General features: G+C 69.5%; 16 protein-coding genes. 5 read left to right on the top strand and 11 right to left on the bottom strand.

Annotation, left to right across the window (positions count from 1 at the left end):
- Window positions 1–478: 478 nt before the first annotated feature.
- The 4 genes from CG747_RS14160 to CG747_RS14145 all read left to right on the top strand — a co-directional run bounded on the left by CG747_RS14160 (window position 479) and on the right by CG747_RS14145 (window position 7,203).
- Complete coding sequence (locus CG747_RS14160; RefSeq protein WP_100602070.1) at window positions 479–2,359, top strand: glycoside hydrolase family 5 protein; 1,881 nt, start codon at window positions 479–481, stop codon at window positions 2,357–2,359.
- Window positions 2,360–2,948: 589 nt separating this feature from the next.
- Window positions 2,949–4,373, top strand: coding sequence for a glycoside hydrolase family 27 protein (locus CG747_RS14155; protein ID WP_100602069.1), 1,425 nt, complete (start codon window positions 2,949–2,951; stop codon window positions 4,371–4,373).
- Window positions 4,374–4,933: 560 nt separating this feature from the next.
- Window positions 4,934–6,619 carry a PHP domain-containing protein gene (locus CG747_RS14150; protein ID WP_219621445.1) on the top strand — a complete coding sequence of 562 codons (1,686 nt, stop codon included), beginning with the start codon at window positions 4,934–4,936 and terminating at the stop codon, window positions 6,617–6,619.
- Window positions 6,616–7,203, top strand: coding sequence for a hypothetical protein (locus CG747_RS14145; RefSeq protein ID WP_100602068.1), 588 nt, complete (start codon window positions 6,616–6,618; stop codon window positions 7,201–7,203). The genes CG747_RS14150 and CG747_RS14145 overlap by 4 nt, the downstream gene beginning before the upstream one ends.
- Window positions 7,204–7,528: 325 nt before the next feature.
- On the opposite strand, the gene CG747_RS14140 is transcribed toward CG747_RS14145, so the two are convergent.
- From CG747_RS14140 to CG747_RS14100, 9 genes are all read right to left on the bottom strand, one after another.
- Window positions 7,529–8,371: an amidohydrolase gene (locus tag CG747_RS14140; RefSeq protein WP_100602171.1), complete on the bottom strand. Its 843-nt coding sequence runs from the start codon at window positions 8,369–8,371 to the stop codon at window positions 7,529–7,531.
- Between the two features lie 5 nt (window positions 8,372–8,376).
- The gene (locus CG747_RS14135; protein ID WP_100602067.1) at window positions 8,377–8,688 is read right to left on the bottom strand and encodes an L-rhamnose mutarotase; all 312 of its coding nucleotides are present in this window, start codon (window positions 8,686–8,688) and stop codon (window positions 8,377–8,379) included.
- Between the two features lie 154 nt (window positions 8,689–8,842).
- Window positions 8,843–9,886, bottom strand: a complete 1,044-nt coding sequence (locus tag CG747_RS14130; RefSeq protein ID WP_100602066.1) for an aldo/keto reductase — start codon at window positions 9,884–9,886, stop codon at window positions 8,843–8,845.
- Window positions 9,886–10,668, bottom strand: coding sequence for an SDR family NAD(P)-dependent oxidoreductase (locus tag CG747_RS14125; protein ID WP_100602065.1), 783 nt, complete (start codon window positions 10,666–10,668; stop codon window positions 9,886–9,888). Before CG747_RS14125 ends, CG747_RS14130 begins: the two co-directional genes overlap by 1 nt.
- On the bottom strand, window positions 10,665–12,065 hold the full coding sequence (locus CG747_RS14120; protein WP_100602064.1) for an enolase C-terminal domain-like protein: 1,401 nt from the start codon (window positions 12,063–12,065) through the stop codon (window positions 10,665–10,667). The genes CG747_RS14125 and CG747_RS14120 overlap by 4 nt, the downstream gene beginning before the upstream one ends.
- 14 nt (window positions 12,066–12,079) lie before the next feature.
- Window positions 12,080–12,931, bottom strand: coding sequence for a fumarylacetoacetate hydrolase family protein (locus tag CG747_RS14115; protein WP_100602063.1), 852 nt, complete (start codon window positions 12,929–12,931; stop codon window positions 12,080–12,082).
- An 89-nt stretch (window positions 12,932–13,020) separates the two neighbouring features.
- Complete coding sequence (locus CG747_RS14110; protein WP_100602062.1) at window positions 13,021–14,058, bottom strand: ABC transporter permease; 1,038 nt, start codon at window positions 14,056–14,058, stop codon at window positions 13,021–13,023.
- On the bottom strand, window positions 14,051–15,553 hold the full coding sequence (locus CG747_RS14105; protein WP_100602061.1) for a sugar ABC transporter ATP-binding protein: 1,503 nt from the start codon (window positions 15,551–15,553) through the stop codon (window positions 14,051–14,053). Before CG747_RS14105 ends, CG747_RS14110 begins: the two co-directional genes overlap by 8 nt.
- 14 nt (window positions 15,554–15,567) lie before the next feature.
- Window positions 15,568–16,632 carry a sugar ABC transporter substrate-binding protein gene (locus tag CG747_RS14100; protein WP_100602060.1) on the bottom strand — a complete coding sequence of 355 codons (1,065 nt, stop codon included), beginning with the start codon at window positions 16,630–16,632 and terminating at the stop codon, window positions 15,568–15,570.
- A gap of 259 nt (window positions 16,633–16,891) precedes the next feature.
- Between CG747_RS14100 and CG747_RS14095 the strand changes: the two genes are divergently transcribed.
- Window positions 16,892–17,566 carry a FadR/GntR family transcriptional regulator gene (locus tag CG747_RS14095; protein WP_308303775.1) on the top strand — a complete coding sequence of 225 codons (675 nt, stop codon included), beginning with the start codon at window positions 16,892–16,894 and terminating at the stop codon, window positions 17,564–17,566.
- A 45-nt stretch (window positions 17,567–17,611) separates the two neighbouring features.
- Here the strand turns inward: CG747_RS14095 and CG747_RS14090 are convergent, their stop codons facing one another.
- On the bottom strand, window positions 17,612–18,658 hold the full coding sequence (locus CG747_RS14090) for a sugar ABC transporter substrate-binding protein (protein WP_100602059.1): 1,047 nt from the start codon (window positions 18,656–18,658) through the stop codon (window positions 17,612–17,614).
- Window positions 18,659–19,077: 419 nt separating this feature from the next.
- Window positions 19,078–19,797, bottom strand: a complete 720-nt coding sequence (locus tag CG747_RS14085; protein WP_100602058.1) for a FadR/GntR family transcriptional regulator — start codon at window positions 19,795–19,797, stop codon at window positions 19,078–19,080.
- Between the last annotated feature and the right edge of the window lie 55 nt (window positions 19,798–19,852).

Raw genomic sequence — 19,852 nt, 5'->3', positions numbered from 1 at the left:
CGGGCCGTTCCCCCCTCCATCGGAAGTGCGCCAGGGGTGAATGCGATCACGTTCGTGCGCCTCGCCCGGGGCGGGCGAACCATCCTGCGGGACCACGTGGACATTCCCGGGGCCCTCGCGCTCATCGAGGGCGAGCGGGTGACGCACTTCTTCGGGGGCGGTGGCATCCACGACGACATTCACCCCGCTGAATCACTCTGTGCGGCGGCTGATCTGCGCCCCTCAACGGCCGGCGGACTTCACGCGGGGTGGTGCGGAAATCGTTGGCGGATATCTCACGTCCAGAGCTGATCCGTGCTATTCAGTCCCGGGGCCGCACCACCCCGGCGCTTTCCCGAGCCGGGGCGGCACCAACGCTCCACCACGCGCCACCCGTTCACGTACTGCCCATCGGTCCGCGGCGTTCGACGAGTCCGTGCCCGCGCTCCGGACCACGAACCTCGGAGGGACCCCTGTGAGAAGACCCCTGCTGTCGGCGATGTTCGTCGGGGCGCTGTTGCTCGGAGCGCTCGGCGCGCCCGGGGCAGCCGCTTCGACGGCCCCGCACCCCGCTCCCCCGGCGGTCGGCGAGCCGAAAGCCCTCATCGATTCGTGGCGTCCGCCGCTCAGCACCCGGGGCCGCTACATCGTCGACGCCGACGGCAATCGCTTCAAGCTCAAATCGGCCAACTGGCATGGTGCCCAAGGGTCCTGGAACGGATCCGGAGACATCGCCGACCCGGCGAACCACCACGACGGCGAGAAGTCCGACCAGATGCCGCTCGGCCTGGACCGCGCGCCGATACCGAAGATCCTCGCCGGATTTCACGAACTCGGCATCAACAGCATCCGGCTGCCGTTCTCGAACGAGATGCTGCACGACAAGCGCCCCGTCCCGGACTCGTCAGTCGCCGCCAACCCGCAACTGCGCGGCAAGACCCCGCTCCAGGTCTTCGACGCGGTGATCGCCGCCACCACCGCGGAAGGCTTCGCGGTGGTGCTCAACAACCACACCAACACGTCGCGTTTCTGCTGCGGCCTGGACGGCAACGAACGCTGGAACACCAGTCAGTCCACCGCTCAGTGGGAGGACGACTGGCTCTCGCTCGCCCGCCGCTACAAGGACAACAAACGCGTCGTCGGAGCCGACCTCTACAATGAGGTCCGCCGGACCGTCACCGACGACGCCAACTGGAACTGGGGCGACAGCCACGACTGGTGGGCCGCCTCCCAGCACCTAGGCGACCGTCTGCTCACGGAGGCCAACCCCGATCTGCTGGTGGTCGTCGAGGGCATCAACTGGCAGGGGATCCCGGCCGACGGGCTGTTCCACTGGCGGCCGACGCTCGAACCGGTGCGCACCCTGTCGCACACCCTCGTCGCCTCGAACAAGCTGGTGTACTCGGCGCATTTCTACGGCTACACCGGACCGAACCACACCGGCGCGACGGGAATGGGCGAGACCCATGACCCGCGCTACCAGGAACTCTCCCGCGAGGATCTGTTCGCGACCCTGCAACGACAGGCGTTCTACGTCACCGAAGCCGGACGCCACTACACCGCGCCTCTGTGGATCAGCGAGTTCGGCGTCGGCAGTGACGAGACGAACCCGCAGGCGCGAGCCTGGTTCGGCAATTTCGTGGACTACCTGATCGACCAGGACACCGACTTCGCCTTCTGGCCCCTGGTCGGATGGGCCGGCCACGGAACCTGGTCGTTGATCGACTTCGACACCGCCGGACGGCGTTCCGGCATCCTGGACGGCGGTGACTGGCGCGCGGCCGACTGGCGGCGTCTGGTGACCGCGCCGCAGAAGACGGGCCGGATCGCCGTCTCCGACACCTGGGACATGCTGAACCTCGACCACGCCGACGCGGTCCAGTCGGCGCGGGTACGGACGCAAGGTGACTGGGACCCGGGAGCGCGCAAGGGGGTCTGCCCCGACGGGCAGCGCCTCATCGGCCTGGCACATCGCGACGGGCGCGGCCTGTGCACCGACGCCGGAGCCGCCGGGCTCGCCGGGACCGACCCGGCGCTGAGCGTCGTGCACGACGAACACAATGTCCAGCAGGGCGACTGGGCGGGTGGCTACACCAAGTACCAGTGCGGGCTCGGCCAGTTCATGATCGGCTACAGCGTGCGCGGCCAGGCGGTCTCGGGCGTGCTGTGCGCCAAGGCGAGCAGCGCACTCGGCACGGACGGCCGTACGGTGTGGTTCGACCGCGGCGACGATCGCCCGGCCGGGGACCCGGGCGGAGAGTTCGCGCAGGGCAATTACAAGGGCCAGTGCCGAACCGACGAGTTCGCGGCCGGAATCGCCTTCACCAACGCGTGGGCCAAGGGCGGGATGCCGGACGCCCTGCTGTGCCGCAAGCTCTGACGGACGCCGCCCGGCGGTGATCCGGGCACCTCGGACCCGCTTCACCCGGAAGACGGCGGAGCGCCTGCGCTCCGGTCACCGGCGTGAGGCGGGTCGAGGACCTTGTGGGCTTCATAGGCCCGGGCGTCTCGTGGTGACGTTCGGTGCGCTCGCCTTCGGCACGGTGCGACTGAACCCGTAGCCGCAGCACAGATGTTGATATCTGTTCCATCGTGTGCGACTTGGCTGAATCAATGCCCTGAATTACCCACAAGCATTGACTGTTTATGTTGCTTTTGGTTCGCTTGCCCGCGCACCGCGTCAGATATCGGACCCGCCGCACCCACTACCCCACCGACGAACCCGCCCGGGCCGAGGTGGACACGGCCACCCCGCCGAAGGTGACGGCCACTCAGGACATGAGCGTGTTCCTCAGCCCGCACAGCACGGGCACCCATGGTGAAGCCAACCGCGTCGGCTTCCCACAGAGCCGAGGTCCGCAGCGGAGCGGTCCTCCTTGCCGTGCTGCTCCCCCCCGCTCGAACGCACCCGGGTCCCCGGCCCACCGGCCGGAATCCACCCGGACCCCGACCCCCCACTGGAGGCCCCCATGCGTGCGCTCCCCCGTCTGCTGTTCGCCGTATCGCTGATGCTGTCCCTGCTCGGCGTCCCCCTGCTCACCGCAGCCCCCGCCCAGGCCCTGGACGACCAGCTGGCGCTGACTCCACCGATGGGCTGGAACAGCTGGAACACCTTCGGCTGCAACGCGACCGAGCAGATCGTCAAGGACACGGCCGACTTCATGTCCTCCAGCGGCATGCGCGACGCCGGCTACCAGTACCTCACCATCGACGACTGCTGGATGGAACGGAACCGCGACTCCGGAGGCCACCTCGTCCCCGATACGCAGAAGTACCCCCACGGCCTGGCGGAACTCGCCGCCTACGTGCATGGCAAGGGCCTGAAGTTCGGCGTCTACGAGAGCCCGACCTACCACACGTGTCAGGGCTTCCCCGGAAGTCTTGGCCATGAGCAGCAGGACGCGGACACCTTCGCCTCGTGGGGCGTGGACTTCCTCAAGTACGACAACTGCACGGCCAGCGACCCCGCCCAGCGGCCCGGCGACGAAAGGCTGCCGCTGCAGACCCGGGACGCCACCATGCGCGACGCCCTCAAGCGAACCGGCAGGCCGATCGTCTTCAGCCTCTCACTGCAACCCGCGGCCCAGGGCGAGTCTCCCTGGGAGTGGGGCAAGGGCGTGGCCAACATGTGGCGCATCGACGGGGATCGGGACGCCTCCTTCGACGGCCTCAAACGACTCATCCACACCGATTTGGACAAGGCGAAGTGGGCCGGTCCCGGCGCATGGAACGACATCGACATGCTGGGGACCGGCAACTACGCCTATGCGTCGGGTTCCCACGACCCCAACAAGCGCCTGACGTATGACCAGGAGAAGTCCGAGCTGTCGGTCGCCGCAGTGCTCGCGGCCCCGCTGATCTCGGGCGCCGACCTGCGTACCCCCGCGGCCGCCGGCAGTTCCGGCTTCCCCATCAGCGACCAGGACCTGAGCGTCTACCTCAACAAGGACGTCATCGCCGTCAACCAGGACAGCCGCGGCGAACAAGGCACGGCGGTCACCACCGAGCACGGCCTGGACGTGCTGCGTCGCCCCCTGGCCAACGGCGACGTCGCGGTGGCCCTGTTCAACGAAACGTCCTCCCAGGCCGTCATCTCCACCACCGCGGCGGCCGCCGGTCTCCCGGCCAGCGGCGCCGGGTACAACCTCAACGATCTGTGGGCGCACACCAGCCAAGTCAGCACCGACGGCACCATCAGCGCCACCGTTCCGGCCGGCGGCACCGTGCTCTACCGGGTGAGCCCGCGGCCCCCCGCCACGGGGCCGGCGCACGAGCTCGTCTCCCTGCCGTCCGGTCGCTGCCTGGACGCCTGGAACAATCAGACCTCCCCCGGCACCAGGATCGAGATCTGGTCCTGCAACGGCAGTGCGAACCAACGCTGGACCACGCGGTGATTCCCTCGGCAGCGGCGGACCCGCGCAGTGGAGGCGACTTCGTTCTCCCGCTCGATCGCCTTGAGGCGCAGGGTCCGTGACCCCACCTCGTGCAGCGTTGAATCCCCGGTTGGCGAAACCGGGGATTCAACGCCTGGCGCGGCGTCCGACGTGTCCGTCTTGCCTGGTGTCCATCGTTGTCCTGGCCCCGGCATGCCGGGGCCGCAAGGGTTGGTGTCTCCCCCGCGGCCCCGCACGGTTGTCGGATACGACGGGGACCGTGGCCGTGCGCAGCAGTCCACCGGGGACAAGACCGCGAGCACGGCGGCCGGTGCCTGGTCCGGATCGGGACCTGAGGGCTCTTCGCCCCACGTCGCGAGGTGTTCCGAAGCGAACACCTCAGGCACGAACGCAGTCAACTCTCCGCGCAGTCCCCCCAAGTCCACCGGACCACCAAGCCCGGGCCCGGGCCCGGCAGCGCACGATCACATCAACTTCAGGAAGAAGATGTCACCTGCCGTACTCTCCGCGGTTGCCGCGGCGACCTACCGTGCTCGCCACGTACCAAACGAGGAGTCCAGGTGGGCAGAGCACATCACCACGAGCACCATCACCACGCCGCAGACCGGTCGCGCGACCTGCTGCCGTACGCCGACTCGTCGGTTGCGGACGGCGACTTGCGCCCGGTGGACCTGCGCCGCCGCCAGTTCCTGCGCCGACTGGGACTGGTGGGTGCCGCAGCCGCGGGCGCTGGTGTCTTCGGCGGCCCTCTGGCAGGTCCCGCGATGGCCGCGTCGCAGCATTCGCGGCCGGGTATCGACCCCCGGCGGTATCAGTGGCTGGCCGGCGACCACCATGTCCACACCCAGTACAGCTATGACGGGATGCACACCGTCATGCAGCAGGTGGAGGAAGGGTCGAAGCACAGGCTCGACTGGATGGTCATCACCGATCACGGCCATACCGCCCACGAGAAGTACGCGGTCGACCAGACCTACGCCGATGTGCTCGCCGCGCGCGACAAGCACCGCGACATGCTGTTGTGGCAGGGTCTGGAGTGGAACGTCCCCGGCGGCGAGCACGCCACCGTCTTCTTCGAGACGTCCAAGGACGAGCTCACCGCCCTGCGCGCCTTCGAGAAGCTCTTCGACGGCAACATCAACGGCACCAACCCCTCGTCCGACGCGCACGAGGCCCTCGCGCTGGACGGTCTGCGGTGGATGTCGGCCCAGGTCGACAAGGGAGCCATCGACTCCGCACTGATGATCGCCAACCACCCGTCGCGCAACGGCCGTTACTCCCCCCATGAGATGCGCGCCTACCGCGACACGGCCCCGCACATCGCGGTGGGCATGGAGGGTGCTCCCGGCGCACAGAACGACGGCATGCCGGTGCCGGGGAGAGACGGCGGGTCCCGCGGCGGTTACGGCAACAGCCCCGGCACGGACTCCTGGCCGGGCTTTCCGATGGAGGCGTACCGCACCTGGGGCGGCTTCGACTGGATGACCGCCAAGCTCGGCGGCATGTGGGACTCGATGCTCGCTGAAGGCAAGGGCTGGTGGATCACCACCAATTCCGACATCCACCGTGCCAACGGCTCCCCCCTGGACCGTCCTCCGGTCGCCGACGACTGGTACGCCGACCACGGCGGTTACCCCGACCCGGTGGACACCGGCGCGCCGCATTTCTACGCGGACTTCTGGCCCGGCCAGTTCAGCCGGACCGTGGTCGGCACGGCACGCCGCAACTTCCGCGGCGTCATGGACGGAATCCGCAGCGGCCGGGTGTGGGTGGGCATGGGCGGCCTGATCGACGGGCTGGACCTGCGGGTGAGTGGCGACGGCCACGACTACCCGGCAACCCTCGGCGGCCGGGTGTCGGTACGTCGCGGCAGCGACGTCAAGGTCCGCATCGCGATCCGACCGGCCACCCGGCCGGGGGGACACGGCGAGATCCCCCGGCTCGCCCGGGTGGACCTCATACGCGGCGCGGTCACCGGTGCGGTGGCCGACCGCGACACCTTCACGGCGCCCGACGTGTCCGTGGCGGAGTCCTTCGAGCCGGGCCGGCGCGCACAGGATGACCAGGTGGTCTTCACGCACACCTTCCGCAATGTGCGGGAGCCGTTCTACATCCGGCTGCGCGGCACCGACGGCAAGCGCCATGTGAGCGGCGGCATCGAACCGCTGATGGACGTGAACGGTGACGCCGATCCCTGGGCCGACCTGTGGTTCTACGCCAACCCGGTCTTCGTGGACGTCCGGTGACACCCCCCGCACGCGGCCCGGTCCTCGGCATCGACGGCGGTCACCGCGACCGGACGGCGCTGGAGCGGTTGGTGCTGGAGGCCGTGCAGGACACCGGCTGCCCTCGGGCGGTCCTGCTGTGCACGCATCCGATTCGCACCGGCCAGGCACACCATGCCGCGTCGGTCGAGCTCCCGGCGACCACCGGACCGACTGCGCTCGCCGCCCTGGCGGCGCGACTGATGGAACCGGGCGCCGCCGTGGCGGGCCCGGACGACGGTCCGGCCCGCGGAGCGCAGGAGTACCACCCCGGTGCGCTTCAGGCCCGCCAGGCACTGCTGACCAGGCAGTCGGGCCGCGCCGTCCGGTTCCCCGGCCAGGAATCACTGCGCGGGCGGTTGACGATCGCGCGGGCGCTGGCGACGGGCGCGGTGGACCGGGTCGATGCGCTGGGGGCCGAGGTGGATCCCGACACTGTGGTGGACACCCGGGACTTCGTCCGCCCGGTCTTCCATGACGGCGTCCTGGTACTGGAGGTCACCCCGGCGGCCGGCGGTACGGTAATCCCGCTGGAACTGCGGGACCAGCACATCTGCGGGCACTGACCGGTACCCCGGGGCCCGCGACCGTCCGCGCGGGCCCCGGGGGCCTTGCCCACGCGGCCCCCAGGTGATCAACGACGGCCACCCTGCCGCGGGCGGACTGTTTCCGCATGCCGAACTGCGGCGGGCCGGGTCGTTTCCCGGTGCGGGCGTGGCCGTGGGGGCAGTCATCGCAGGTCCGGCCTTCCGCCGGCAGATCATCGATCGGCGCGCTCTGCCCGTGGCCCAACCCGGTGCGGGCCTTGTCCTGCTCGGCCCGGGTGTAGTGACGCAGGATGTCATCCAACCGGCGATGCCGGACGCGGTGCCTCGGCCGCCCGCCCGGCCATCAGAGCCCGTACACGCGCCCCGCGGTGCCCGTCCACACCGCGGTCTTCTCGTCAGGGCTCAGACCCGCGAGGAGCACACCGGTGGCCTCCACCACCTCGGCGTAGCTTGCGGCGAGCCCGCACACCGGCCAGTCGGATCCGAACATCAACCGCTGCGGACCGAAGGCGTCGAGCACGGTGTCCGCGTAAGGGCGCAGGACGTCGACCGTCCACTCGTGCCAGTCGGCCTCGGTGACCATGCCGGACAGCTTGCAGACGGTGTTCGGCTGCGACGCGAGCTCTCGGACGGCCGCCGCCCAAGGCTCCAACTGACCGGACCTGATGGGTGGTTTTCCCAGGTGGTCCAGTACGAAGGTGAGTTCGGGCAGGTGCCGGGCGGCGGAGACCGCTGCGGGCAACTGGTGCGGCAGGACGACCACGTCGTACACCAGCCCGGCGTCGGCGACCGTCCGCAGTCCGCGCAGTACTTCGGGGCGGGTGAGCCACCAGGGGTCCGGCTCGCCCTGCACCTGGTGGCGGATGCCCCGCAGCCACTCCCCGCCGGGCAGGGCACGCAACCGGGCCAGTTCCCCGGCCACGTCGGACGCGGTGAGATCGGTCCAGCCGACCACTCCCGCCACCGCGTCGCTCCCGGCCGCGAGCGCCAGGAGCTCCGGGGTCTCCTCCGCCACCGTAACCGTCTGGACGAGGACGGTGCGGTCGACGCCTGCGGCGCGGGCCTGCGGCTCCAGGTCACAGAGGTGGAAGTCGCGCCGCAGCGGGGCGAGTTCGGGCCCCGCGATCCACCCCTGGTCGCGCACGGAGAGGTCCCAAACGTGGTGGTGCGCATCGATGATGCCCATCAAGCTCACAGCTCCCATACGACGGGCAGGCCGGCGGTGGCTCCGTCCTCCGAGTAGTCGTGGATGACGTCGAGGAGTTCGGCCATGCGGGCCTGCCAGGCGATGTTCACCGGCAGCTGCTCCAGTTCGGCGAGGAGGGCGGCGTAGTCCTCGCATTCCAGGACGTGGAAGAGGTCCGTACCGCTGCGCCAGATGGTCCACGAGGTGGTCCCGGCGGCGCGGATGGCGGCCGTCAGCTCCTGCGGCACTTCGCGATGAGCCGCCTCGTACTCCGCGATGCGGTCCGCACGGACCTTGGTGTGCAGGGCGATGCGCATGGGCGGAAACTCCTCAGCTGTCGAAGATGGCCAGGGCACAGGTGGTGGTCGGGCGGCAGGGTGGGTGCAGGTCCGGTCGGCGTCCGGCCGCCGGCCGGACGGGAACCCCTGGGGGACGACGAGGGCGCCGGAAGCCTGCCGGTGACGCGCATGGCTATCGGGCCTCCGGTACGGGGACGTGGCACGGTAGCAGGGCCTCTGTGCGCAACCGGTCCCAGACGTCGGCCGGGACCGGTGCATTCAGGAGTGTCGCCGCGTCCAGAACCTCCGCCGCCGACCGCGCTCCGGTCAGCACACTCGCCACGGCCGGGTGGCCGAAGGGGAAGTGGAGAGCGGCGGCGCGCAGCGGTACACCGTACGCCTCGGTGATCTCCCGCATCCGTATCGCCCGCTCCAGCAACTCACCGGAGGCCGCACCGTAGTTGTACGTGGCTCCTGGAGTGGGGTTCGCGAGGAGACCGGAGTTGAAGACACCGCCGATGATGACGCTCTTGCCGCGGTTCGCGGCGGCGGGCAGCAGCTCGTCGAGCGCGGGCTGTTCGAGAAGGGTGTAGCGGCCCGCGCACAGTACCGCGTCGACGTCCGAGTCGATGAGGAACCGGGCGAGCATCGCGGTCTGGTTCATGCCCGCGCCGATGGCTCCCACCATGCCTTCGGAGCGGAGTCGTTCCAGCTCCGGGTATGCCTCGTGGAACGCCTGCTCGCCGTGGTCGTCGGGGTCGTGGATCAGGGCCAGGTCGACGCGGTCGAGGCCGAGGCGGGTCAGGCTCTCCTCCAGGGAGCGTCGCACCCCGTCGGCGCTGAAGTCCCACACACGGCGGTGGGTGGCGGGGACGGCGAAGCCGTTCGCCATGTCGGAGCCGCCCCCCTCGTTCGGTTCGAGGAGGCGGCCCACCTTGGTGGAGATGACGTACTCCGTACGGGGCTTGGTGCGCAGCACCGCGCCCAGGCGTCGCTCGGATGCACCCAGGCCGTAGTGCGGCGCGGTGTCGAAGTAGCGGATGCCGGTGTCCCAGGCCGCCTGGACGGTGGCGGCGGCGCTTTCCTCGTCGACCGGGGCGTAGAGCCCGGCCAGCGCAGCGCCGCCGAGGCCGAGCGTGGTGATCTCGACGCCGCTGCGGCCGAGGCCGCGTCGCGGCACCGCGTCGGCGGGCGGGTGGGCCGCGCGTTCGGTGTGGTCGCTCGCCGCGGCTGCCATCACTGCCCGACCGGGCGCAGTCGCAGGCCCTGCATGCCGCCGTCCACGGCCAGGGCGGTTCCGGTCACCGAGGCCGCGCCGGGCCCGGCCAGATAGGTGATGGCCGCAGCCACCTCGTCGGCGGTGACCAGACGGCCCATCGGCTGGCGTGCTTCGAGCGCGGCGCGCTCGGCGGCGGGATCGTCGGCCTGCTCCAGCAACCGCCCCACCCAAGGGGTGTCCACGGTGCCTGGGTTGACGCAGTTGACGCGGATCCCGTCGCGGACATGGTCGGCTGCCATCGCCAGGGTCAGTGACAGGACCGCGCCCTTGCTCGCGCTGTAGAGCGCCCGCTGCGGCAGCCCGGCCGTGGCGGCGATGGAACAGGTGTTGATGATCGACGCGTGCGCCGATTCCCGAAGGTGGGGCAGGGCGGCGCGGGTGGTGCGCACCACGCCGAGGACGTTGATGCCCAGCACCCGCTCCCACTCCGCGTCGCCGTTGTCCTCGACCGTCCCGATAGCGCCGATCCCGGCGTTGTTCACCAGGATGTCGATGCCGCCCAGGTCGGCGGCCGCGTCGGCCACCGCCGTGCTGACGGAGGCGTCGTCCGCCACATCCGCGGTGTAGCCGCGCAGTGGCGCCGTCGCGGCATCGGGTGTCAGGTCGAGGACCGCCACGGCGGCGCCGCGTGCGGCGAGGAGCCGGGCCGTGGTCAGACCGATGCCGGAGCCGCCGCCGGTGACGAGGGCCTTCAGGCCGTGCAGTTCTCCGTCGTGCCCGGTCACGGTGTGTGTGCTCATGCCTGCTCCTCCTTGCCTGCGGCGTCGGCCGCCCAGAACGTGCCGTCGGGGTAGCGGTAGGTGTCGATGGACTCCTGCCTCATCTGTGCCGAGAATCCGGGGGCGGTCGGGGTGGCGTAGTGCCCGTTCTCGATCCGGACCGGGTCGATGAAGTGCTGGTGCAGATGGTCGACGTACTCGATGACGCGGTCCTCGGTCGTCCCCGACAGCGCGACGTAGTCGAACATCGAGAGGTGCTGGACGAGTTCGCACAGTCCGACTCCGCCGGCGTGCGGGCAGACCGGTACCCCGTACTTGGCGGCGAGCAGCAGGATGGCGAGGTTCTCGTTCACTCCGCCGACGCGGGCGGCGTCGAGCTGGAGCACATCGATCGCGCCGGCCTGAAGCAGCTGCTTGAAGATGATGCGGTTCTGCACATGCTCGCCCGTGGCGACCTTCACCGGGGTCACGGCCTTGCGGATCGCCGCGTGGCCGAGGACATCGTCCGGGCTGGTGGGTTCCTCGATCCAGTACGGGTCGAACTCGGCCAGGGCCCGGGTCCATTCGACGGCCTCGTCGACGTTCCAGCGCTGATTGGCGTCGATCGCGATGCGGATGTCGGGGCCGACGGCTGCGCGGGCGGCGCGGCAGCGGCGTATGTCGTCGTCCAGGTCGGCGCCGACCTTCAGCTTGATCTGCCGAAAACCGTCCGAGACGGCCTGGCCGGCGAGGCGGGTGAGTTTCTCGTCCGAGTAGCCGAGCCAGCCGGGGGAGGTGGTGTAGCCGGGGTAGCCGGTCGCACGCAGGCGCTCCGCGCGCTGCGGGACGCCTTCGCGGCCGCGTTCGAGGAGTGCGAGGGCTTCGTCAGGGGTCAGCGCGTCGGTGATGTAGCGGTAGTCGACCTGGCCGGCCAGCCACTCGGGCTCGGCGTCGGCGAGCAGTTGCCACAGGGGCTTGCGGGCCCGCTTGGCGGCGAGGTCCCATGCGGCGTTGACCACCGCACCGATCGCCATGTGCATGACGCCTTTTTCCGGTCCCAGCCAGCGCAGTTGGCTGTCGCCGGTCAGGTCACGGCTGACCGAGCCGGGGTCCGCGCACAGCGCGTCGACCGGCCGGCCGACCAGGTACGGTCGCAGCGCCTCGATGGCGGCGACCTGGATGTCGTTGCCGCGCCCGATGGTGAAGGTGAAGCCGTGCCCTTCGGCGCCGTCCGGGGCGTCGGTGCGCAGGACCACGTAGGCGGCGGAGTAGTCGGGGTCGGGGTTCATCGCGTCGGAGCCGTCGAGCTCGCGCGAAGTGGGGAAGCGGATGTCGTAGGTGTCGACGGCGGTGATCCGCGGGGAGCCGGGGGGCACCGCCGCGGGAGAGCCGGCGGTCCCGGGTAGGGGGTCCTTGTTCACTGGTCCGACCGCTTTCATGGGTTTCACGGGCGTCACGCTGCGACGAAGGTCTGGCGCTGGCTGCCGAGACCGTCGATGGACAGGTCCACGGTGTCGCCGGGACGCAGATAGGGCTGTCCGGGCAGGCCGAGGGCGACGCCCGCCGGGGTGCCGGTGTTGATCACGTCGCCGGGTTCGAGGACCATGTACTGGCTCAGGTAGTGGATGAGATAACCGACCGGGAAGATCATGTCCTTGGTGTGGCCGTCCTGCCTGATCTCGCCGTTCACGGCGAGCCGCAGGCCGAGCGACTGCGGCCGGCCCACCTCGTCGGGGGTGACGAGCCAGGGCCCGAACGGGTTGAAGGTCTCGCAGGACTTGCCCAGATCCCACTGCGGGGAGAAGTCGAGCTGGAACTCCCGCTCGGACACGTCGTGGCTGACCGCGTACCCGGCCACGCAGTCCAGCGCCTCCTCCGCACCGTCCAGGTAGCGGGCGCGGGCGCCGATGACGACGGCCAGCTCGACCTCCCAGTCGGTCCGGGTGGACCCGCGCGGGATGAGCACCTCGTCGTACGGGCCGACGACCGTGCCCGGGTCCTTCATGAAGATCACGGGCCGCTCGGGGATGGCCGCCCCCGTCTCTGTCGCGTGGTCGCGGTAGTTGAGGCCGACACAGACGACCTTGCCGGGACGGGCGACGGGAGCGCCGGTGCGCAGTCCGGCCGGGTCCAGCTCCGGCAGCTCGCCGGCTTCGGCAGCGGCCCGGACCCGTTGCGGTCCGCCGGAGGCGAAGAAGGCACCGTCGATGTCGGCGGCGAGGCCGGACAGGTCCAGGAACCGGCCGTCATCGGCGAGGAGGGCAGGGCGCTCCCGTCCGGGGTCGCCCAGGCGCAGCAGTTTCACGGGGTTCTCCTTGCTGGGTGCGCGGGTGGTGCGCGGGCATGGGGGCTTGGGCCGACGCGGCCCCTTCGGGCCCGCGAGTGCGGTCGGGTTCAGTCCTGTGCGCGGCCGGTGGTGACCCGGGCGATCATGAGGGCGATGAGGATGATGCCGCCGTAGATCGCCTGGATCCAGAAGGACGGCACCTGCGCGAGCGTCAGCAGATTCTGTACGACCCCGAGCAGCAGGACGCCGGTGAGGGCGCCGAACATGGTGCCTTTGCCGCCGTCGAGGCTGATGCCGCCGATGACCGCGGCCGCGAACACCGTGAAGATCATGTTCTGGCCCTGGTTGGCGTTGATGGCGCCGACGTAGCCGGTCTGCATCAGACCACCGACCGCCGCGAGAACACCGGCGACGACGAAGACTCCCAGCATCACGCGGTCGACGCGGATGCCGGCGGCGCGGGCCGCGTCCGGGTTGCCGCCGATCGCGTACAACGCCCGTCCCCAGCGGTGGTACTTGAGCACCAGACCGGCGAGCCCGAAAGCGGCCACCGCCACCCATACCGACATCGGAACCGAGAGGAAGGTGGTGGTCGCGAGGGTGAAGAAGGCGTCCTGCATGCCGAAGAGCGTCTTGCCCTCGGTCGCGCCGACCAGCAGGCCGCGCAGGATGATCAGCATCGCGAGCGTGACGATGAACGCGTTGAGCTTGAGCTTCACCACCAGGACCCCGTTGACGGCGCCGACCAGCGCACCGGCCACCATGATCGCCAGCAGCCCCGTGGCGACCGGCCATTCGGTGCCGAATCCGGCACTGGCGGCGGGCAGTACGAGCAACGCGCCGAGCGCGGGCGCGATGCCGACGACCGATTCGAGGGACAGGTCGAACTTCCCGGTGATCAGCACCAGGGACTCGGCGAGCACGACCATGGCGAGCGCGGCCGAGGCACCCAGGATGGAGATGAGGTTGCGTTCGGTGAGGAAGGAGTCGTTGACCACCGCGCCGAGGACCAGCAGGGCGAGGAGCGCGGGCACGAGGGCCAACTCGCGTGCCCTGCGCAGCAGTACGTTCTTGGTTGTGCCCGGCGGGGTGGCCGCGGGCGGGGCGGTGGTGGCCCGCAGGTTCGGGGCCTGGGTGTCAGCCACGGTCAACTCCTTCGATCGAGGCGATCAGCTCGTGGTCGTTCCAGCCGGCCGGGTACTCGGCGACGACGCGGCCGTGGAACAGCACCAGGACGCGGTCGCAGCGCCGCAGGTCGTCGACCTCGTCCGAGACGACGAGCACCGCCGTGCCGTCGTCGCGGGCGCTGTCCACCCGGGCGAGCAGTGACTCCTTGGACTTCACGTCCACGCCGGCGGTCGGATTGATGAGGACGAGGAGGCGGGGGTCGCCGGCCAGGGCGCGGGCCATGACGACCTTCTGGGCGTTGCCTCCGGACAGGTCGGAAACCGGCTGCTCGGGGCCCTCGGCGTGGATGTCGAGACGCTGGATGAGGTCCCTGGCGAAGGAGCGCTTGGCCGCGGTGCCCACCAGGCCGTATCGGCCGAGCCGATCGAGGACGCTCATGGTGGCGTTGTCGCCGATGGTCATCCCGGACACGAGACCTTGCTCGTGCCGGTCCCTGGGTACGCAGCCCACACCGGCCTGCAAGGCGGCAAAGACGTCACCGAACGGCAGCCTCGCGCCGTCCAGTTCTGCCTGTCCCCCGGTCGGGGTGTGCAGTCCGGCGAGGCTCTCGGCCAGCTCGATCTTGCCGCTTCCGCTGGATCCCGCGAGGCCGACCACCTCACCGCGGCGGATGGTCAGGTCCACGTCCACGAACACCTCACCGGCGCCGGTGAGGCCGCGTACGTCGAGACGGATGGGCGCGTCGGCGGGCGGGGCCGGGCGGGCGACGGCACCGCTGTCCACCACCGCCTCACCAGCCATGGCCTCGACGAGGGCGGCGCGCGGCAGGTCCGCCACCGGCGCGGTGGTGATCCACCGGGCGTCGCGCAGCACGGTCACCGTCTGGCAGACCTCGTACACCTCCTGCAGATGGTGTGAGATGAAAAGGAAGGTCACCCCGGACTCCTGCAGACCGCGCATCCGGTCGAAGAGCCGCTCGATCTCCCTGTTGTCCAGCTGCGCTGTGGGCTCGTCGAGGACGATGAAGCGCGCACCGAAGCTCAACGCCCGTGCAATCTCCACGAGTTGGCGGTCTTCGACCTTCAGCTCCGCGGTGACGGCGTCGGGTGCGACGCGTACGTCCCAGGTGTCGAGGAGTTCGACGGCCCGGGCCTGCATGCGGCGCCAGCTGATGAAGCCTCCCCTGCCGGTTGGCTGCCGGTTGATGAAGAGGTTCTCGGCGACCGTGAGGCCGGGGACGACGGTGGGCTTCTGGTAGACACAGGCGACCTTGCGGCGCCAGGCATCGCGGTCGGAGAGCGGCGGTGCCGCTTCCCCGTCGAAGCTCACCGTGCCCGCGTCGGGGGCCTGCAGTCCGGTGAGGATCGAAACCAGAGTGGATTTGCCGGCGCCGTTGCGGCCGACCAGGGCGTGGGACTCACCGGGCACGACGGTCAGCCGGCCGTCGCCCAGCGCCACGGTGGGGCCGTAGCGCTTGACGATGCCCTCGGCGGCGACCAGCGGGCGGGTCATGGTTTCAACGGAGCTCACTTGACCGTGTTTCCCCACAGCTTGGGGTCACCGACGTTGGCCTTGGTGACCAGGGGCGCCGCCAGTTGGTCTTCGAGCACGCCGTTGGGCAGCTTGACGATGGTCGAGTCGTGGTCCGTCGGTCCGGGCTTGAACGTCTCTCCCTTCATGGCGGCTTTGATGTAGAACATGGCGTACTTGGCGTACGCGTCCGCCGGCTGGGAGACGGTGGCGTCGATCTGGCCCTGGCGGATGGCTTCGAACTCCTGCGGGATGCCGTCGTTCGAGACGATCGCGATGTGCCCCTGCTCGCCCGCCTTCTTCAGCATCCCCTTGGACTTGAGGGTCTGCAGGGTCGGTGCCAGGTAGACGCCGCCGGCCTGGAGGTAGATGCCCTTGATGTCGGGGTCGGCGTTCAGGAGCGTGTCCAGCTTGGCGGCGGCCGTGTCGGACTCCCACTTCGCGGGAATCTCCAGGACCTTCAGGTCGGGGTAGTTCTTCTGGACGCAGGCCCGGAACGCCTCGGAGCGTTCACGCCCGTTGACCGAGGCGAGATCACCCATGATCTGCACGACTTTGCCGGACTTGGCCGTCTTGCCCAGGTACTCGCAGGCCTTCTCGCCGTACGCCTTGTTGTTCGCCCGTACGACCATGGCGACCTTGCCCTTGTCCGGGGCGACGTCCACGGCGACCACCGGGACGCCCTTGCGCTCGGCCTGGTCCAGGCCCGCGGAGACCGCGGCACTGTCCAGCGGGGCCACCACAAGACCCTTGACACCCTGGTTGAGCTGGTTGTTGATGTCGGTGATCTGCTGGGCCGGGTCGCTGTTGGAGTTCACCGTCTTCAGCGCGTCCACACCCTGCGACGTCGCCATCTTCGGCACGTAATCGTTGTACGCCTGCCAGAACGGCGACGTGAGCAGCGGCAGCACTACGCCGACCTTGCCCTCCCCGCCTCCTGCGCCGCCGGACGAGGCGGCGTCTTTCGTGCTTCCGCACGCCGTGAGAGCGAGAGCGGCACAGGCGGCCGTGGCCGCCGCTCGGGCTGCCCGCGAAGGGATTCTCAGAGTCTTGCCGGCCATAGCTGCGGCTCCTCACCGATGGCACTGCGCTGAGTCATGGGGATTTGCAGGATGCAAAGGAGATGAACGGCCGGGTCGCTTCACCGGCAGTGCACGACTATTCATCGGACCATTCAGCGCTGTCAATAGGATCTTGACGGTTTTTCAGCCAGAAGAAGCCGTAGTGGTCCGACCACTCGTGGAGCTAGACTCCGCGCAGCGAACCAGGGAGGCGTAAGTGGAGACAGATGCGAAGCGGACGGATGCACCGAAGGAAACGGTGACGCAGCGCGCCATCGACCAGATCAAATCAATGATCGGGGAGGGGCTCCTGGAGCCGGGGCAACGCCTCCCCACGGAACGCGAGTTCGCGGCTCAACTGGGGATCTCCCGCAGCTCGATGCGCGAGGCGGTCCGCGCCCTGACCGCCATGGGCGTACTGGAGGCCCGACACGGCTCGGGTATCTATGTCACCCAGCTTGAGGCGGGCAACCTCCTGGAGACCTTCGGTGCCGTCGCGGTCCTCTCGCCGGGCCCACGGCTGCTCGAACTCCTGGAAGTGCGCCGGGTACTGGAGTCCAGCGTGACATCCCTCGCCGCCGCGCGCATCGACGCGGAGCACCTTGCCGAGGTGGAGCAGCACCTTGAGGCGATGCGGGTGAGCACCGACCCGGAGGAGATCCTCGCGCACGACGTCGCCTTCCACCGAGTGATCGCGAGGGCCGCGGGCAACGAGTCGATGGCGGCGATCCTCGAAGGGCTCTCCTCGCAGACGCTCCGCACGCGGGTGTGGCGCGGCTACGAGGAGGAGGGCGCCTTCGAACGGACCCACATCGAACACACACGGATCTACGAAGCCCTGGTCGACCGCGATCCCGAAGCGGCGGGCGTCGCGGCTTCCGTGCACGTGGCAGGGGTCGAACGGTGGCTGAAAAGCCAACTGGCCGGCGGGTAGTCGCGCACGCCGACCAGGATCGGCCTCGCTCCCCCGGTCGCGGTCCTAGCCGACGTTGTTGCCCCACAGCGACTTGTCGTTCACATTCGACTTGGTCACCAGCTGGGCGGGCAGTTGGTCCTCCAGCCCGTTGGGGAGCTTGGTGATCGTGGAGTCGTGGTCGGTCGCCCCCGGCTTGAACTCCTTGCCCGCGGCTGCTGCTTCGGCGTAATAGAGCGCGTACTTGGCGTAGAGGTCGGCGGGCTGAGAGACGGTTGCGTCGATGTTCCCCGTGTGGATCGCGGCCAACTCCTGCGGGGTGCCGTCGTTGGAGACGATGGAGATGTGCCCGTCCTTGCCGGCCGGCTTGAGCAGCCCCTTCTCCTGGAGCAGTGCCAGCGTCGGCTGGAGGAACACGCCGCCGGCCTGCATGTAGATGCCGTCCAGGTCAGGGTTCTCCGTGAGCAGCGTCCGCAGTTTGGCGGCGGCGACGTCGCCCTTCCAGTCCGTGGCGAGCTCGAAGATCTGGATTTTCGGGAACTTCGTCTTCATACACTCCGCGAACGCCTCGGAGCGATCACGGCCGTTGATCGAGTCCAGCGCGCCCTGCAACTCGGCGACCTTCCCCTTGCCGCCCAGCTGCTTGCCCAAGAACTCACAGGCCTTGGTGCCGTAGGCCCGGTTGTCGGCGCGGACCACCATGTAGACCTGGCCCTTGTCCGGCCGGGTGTCGACGCTGACCACCGGGATTTTTTTCGCCGCCAGCCTTTCGAGGATCGAGGCGATGGCGGTGTCCTGTGGGGCCATGACGATGGCCTTCGCCCCAAGGTTCTCGAACGCCCGGACGTCGGCGGCCAGGTTGGCCGCGTCGTACTGCGAGTTGCTCAGCGACAGGGCGTTGACGCCATTGGAGCCGATGTCGTTCCTGAGGTACTGCGCGTAGGCATACCAGAAGTCGGAATCGGAACGCGGCAGGTCGATGCCTATGGCCGGCTTCTTGTCGACGCCTGAGCCGGTTGCGTTATCGCTGGCGCCGCCGCAGGCAGTGGCGGACGCTGCCAGGACGAGCACGGCGGCGACAGCGTGGGTGGGGCGACGACGGGTGATCTGCATTGCGTGTTCTCTCCTGGTCCGGAGTCAACTGCGGAGGCTTGTCTCAGGCCCGGCGGGACCGCATCGGATTTCGGGGCCGGGCCATTCTGAACGTTCGGTTGTGGGTTGCGGGTCTCACGTCACATGTGCCGAGAGGAGACAACCAGCAAGGTCACTCAGAATGCACCGGCAATTAAAGCGAGGTTCTCTCGGCGTCGAGGGCGATTCTGCTGCATTGCCTCTGGCGACAGGCCCCCACCGCAGATGTGCGCGATGGGACCACAAAAGGTGGCCGATTGGGCCCTTTCGCTCGCCTGGGAACTATGGCACAGATCTTGCATGGCCATGCGTGTCATCGCACCTGAGGGGGTCTCCTGGCGGTGACCTCCGATGCATCGCCTGCCGCCGACGGCTCCTCGCCTACGACGACCGGCCCGAGCTCACGCACGACCCTCCGTGCGGTCAGTTAGGGTGTCCTCCTCTGCAGGAGGCATGAAGGCACGCAGCCACCGCTCCGTCTGGGCGATGTGGGCCTGTGCGACGCCGGCTGCGGCGACGGGGTCGCGATCGGCGATGGCGGTGGCCAGAATGCGGTGGTCCTCGTCGCTCTTGCGGCGCAGCTCGGGCCCCTCGGGGAGGGTGAAGACCTGGTATTTGCGGGAGCGGGCGCGGAAGACCGACAGCAGGGAGTCCAGGGTGGGGTTGCCGCCTGCCAGGGCGATCTCCGCGTGGAAGCGGTGGTCGAGTTCGGTGGCCTCGGCGGGGTCGTCGATTGCCTCCATGGCCTCGATGAGCGAGAACAGCGTCCGCACCGTCTCCGGCGTACAGCGTGCCGCGGCCTGCGCCGCGACGTGGGCTTCGAGGACGCGCCTGATCTCATAGACCTCCAACAGGCCGGTCAGCGGGAGAAGTTCGAAGGTCAGCGACAAGCTGCCGATGATGTCTTCGGGCCTGAGCTGGGAGACATATGTGCCGGAGCCCTGCCGCGGCTCTACGACGCCCAGGGCGGCGAGCATCCGCACGGCTTCGCGCAACGACCCCCGCGAGACGCCCAGTTCTTCGCAGAGTTCACCCTCCGAGGGGATGCGCTCGCCAGCGCCGAGGCGGCCCGTCGCGATCATGTGCCGTAGGCCCTGGAACGCCTTGTCGACTGCGGACATCCGACTCCTCCCCTGACAGGGCGGCGATGCCACCGACCCTCGATCACCTTAGCGA

It is taken from the genome of Streptomyces sp. CB02959, assembly GCF_002803155.1.
GTDB lineage: Bacteria > Actinomycetota > Actinomycetes > Streptomycetales > Streptomycetaceae > Streptomyces.
The sequence above is the reverse complement of the archived record's forward strand: the minus strand, read 5'-3'. Positions and strand labels throughout refer to the sequence as shown.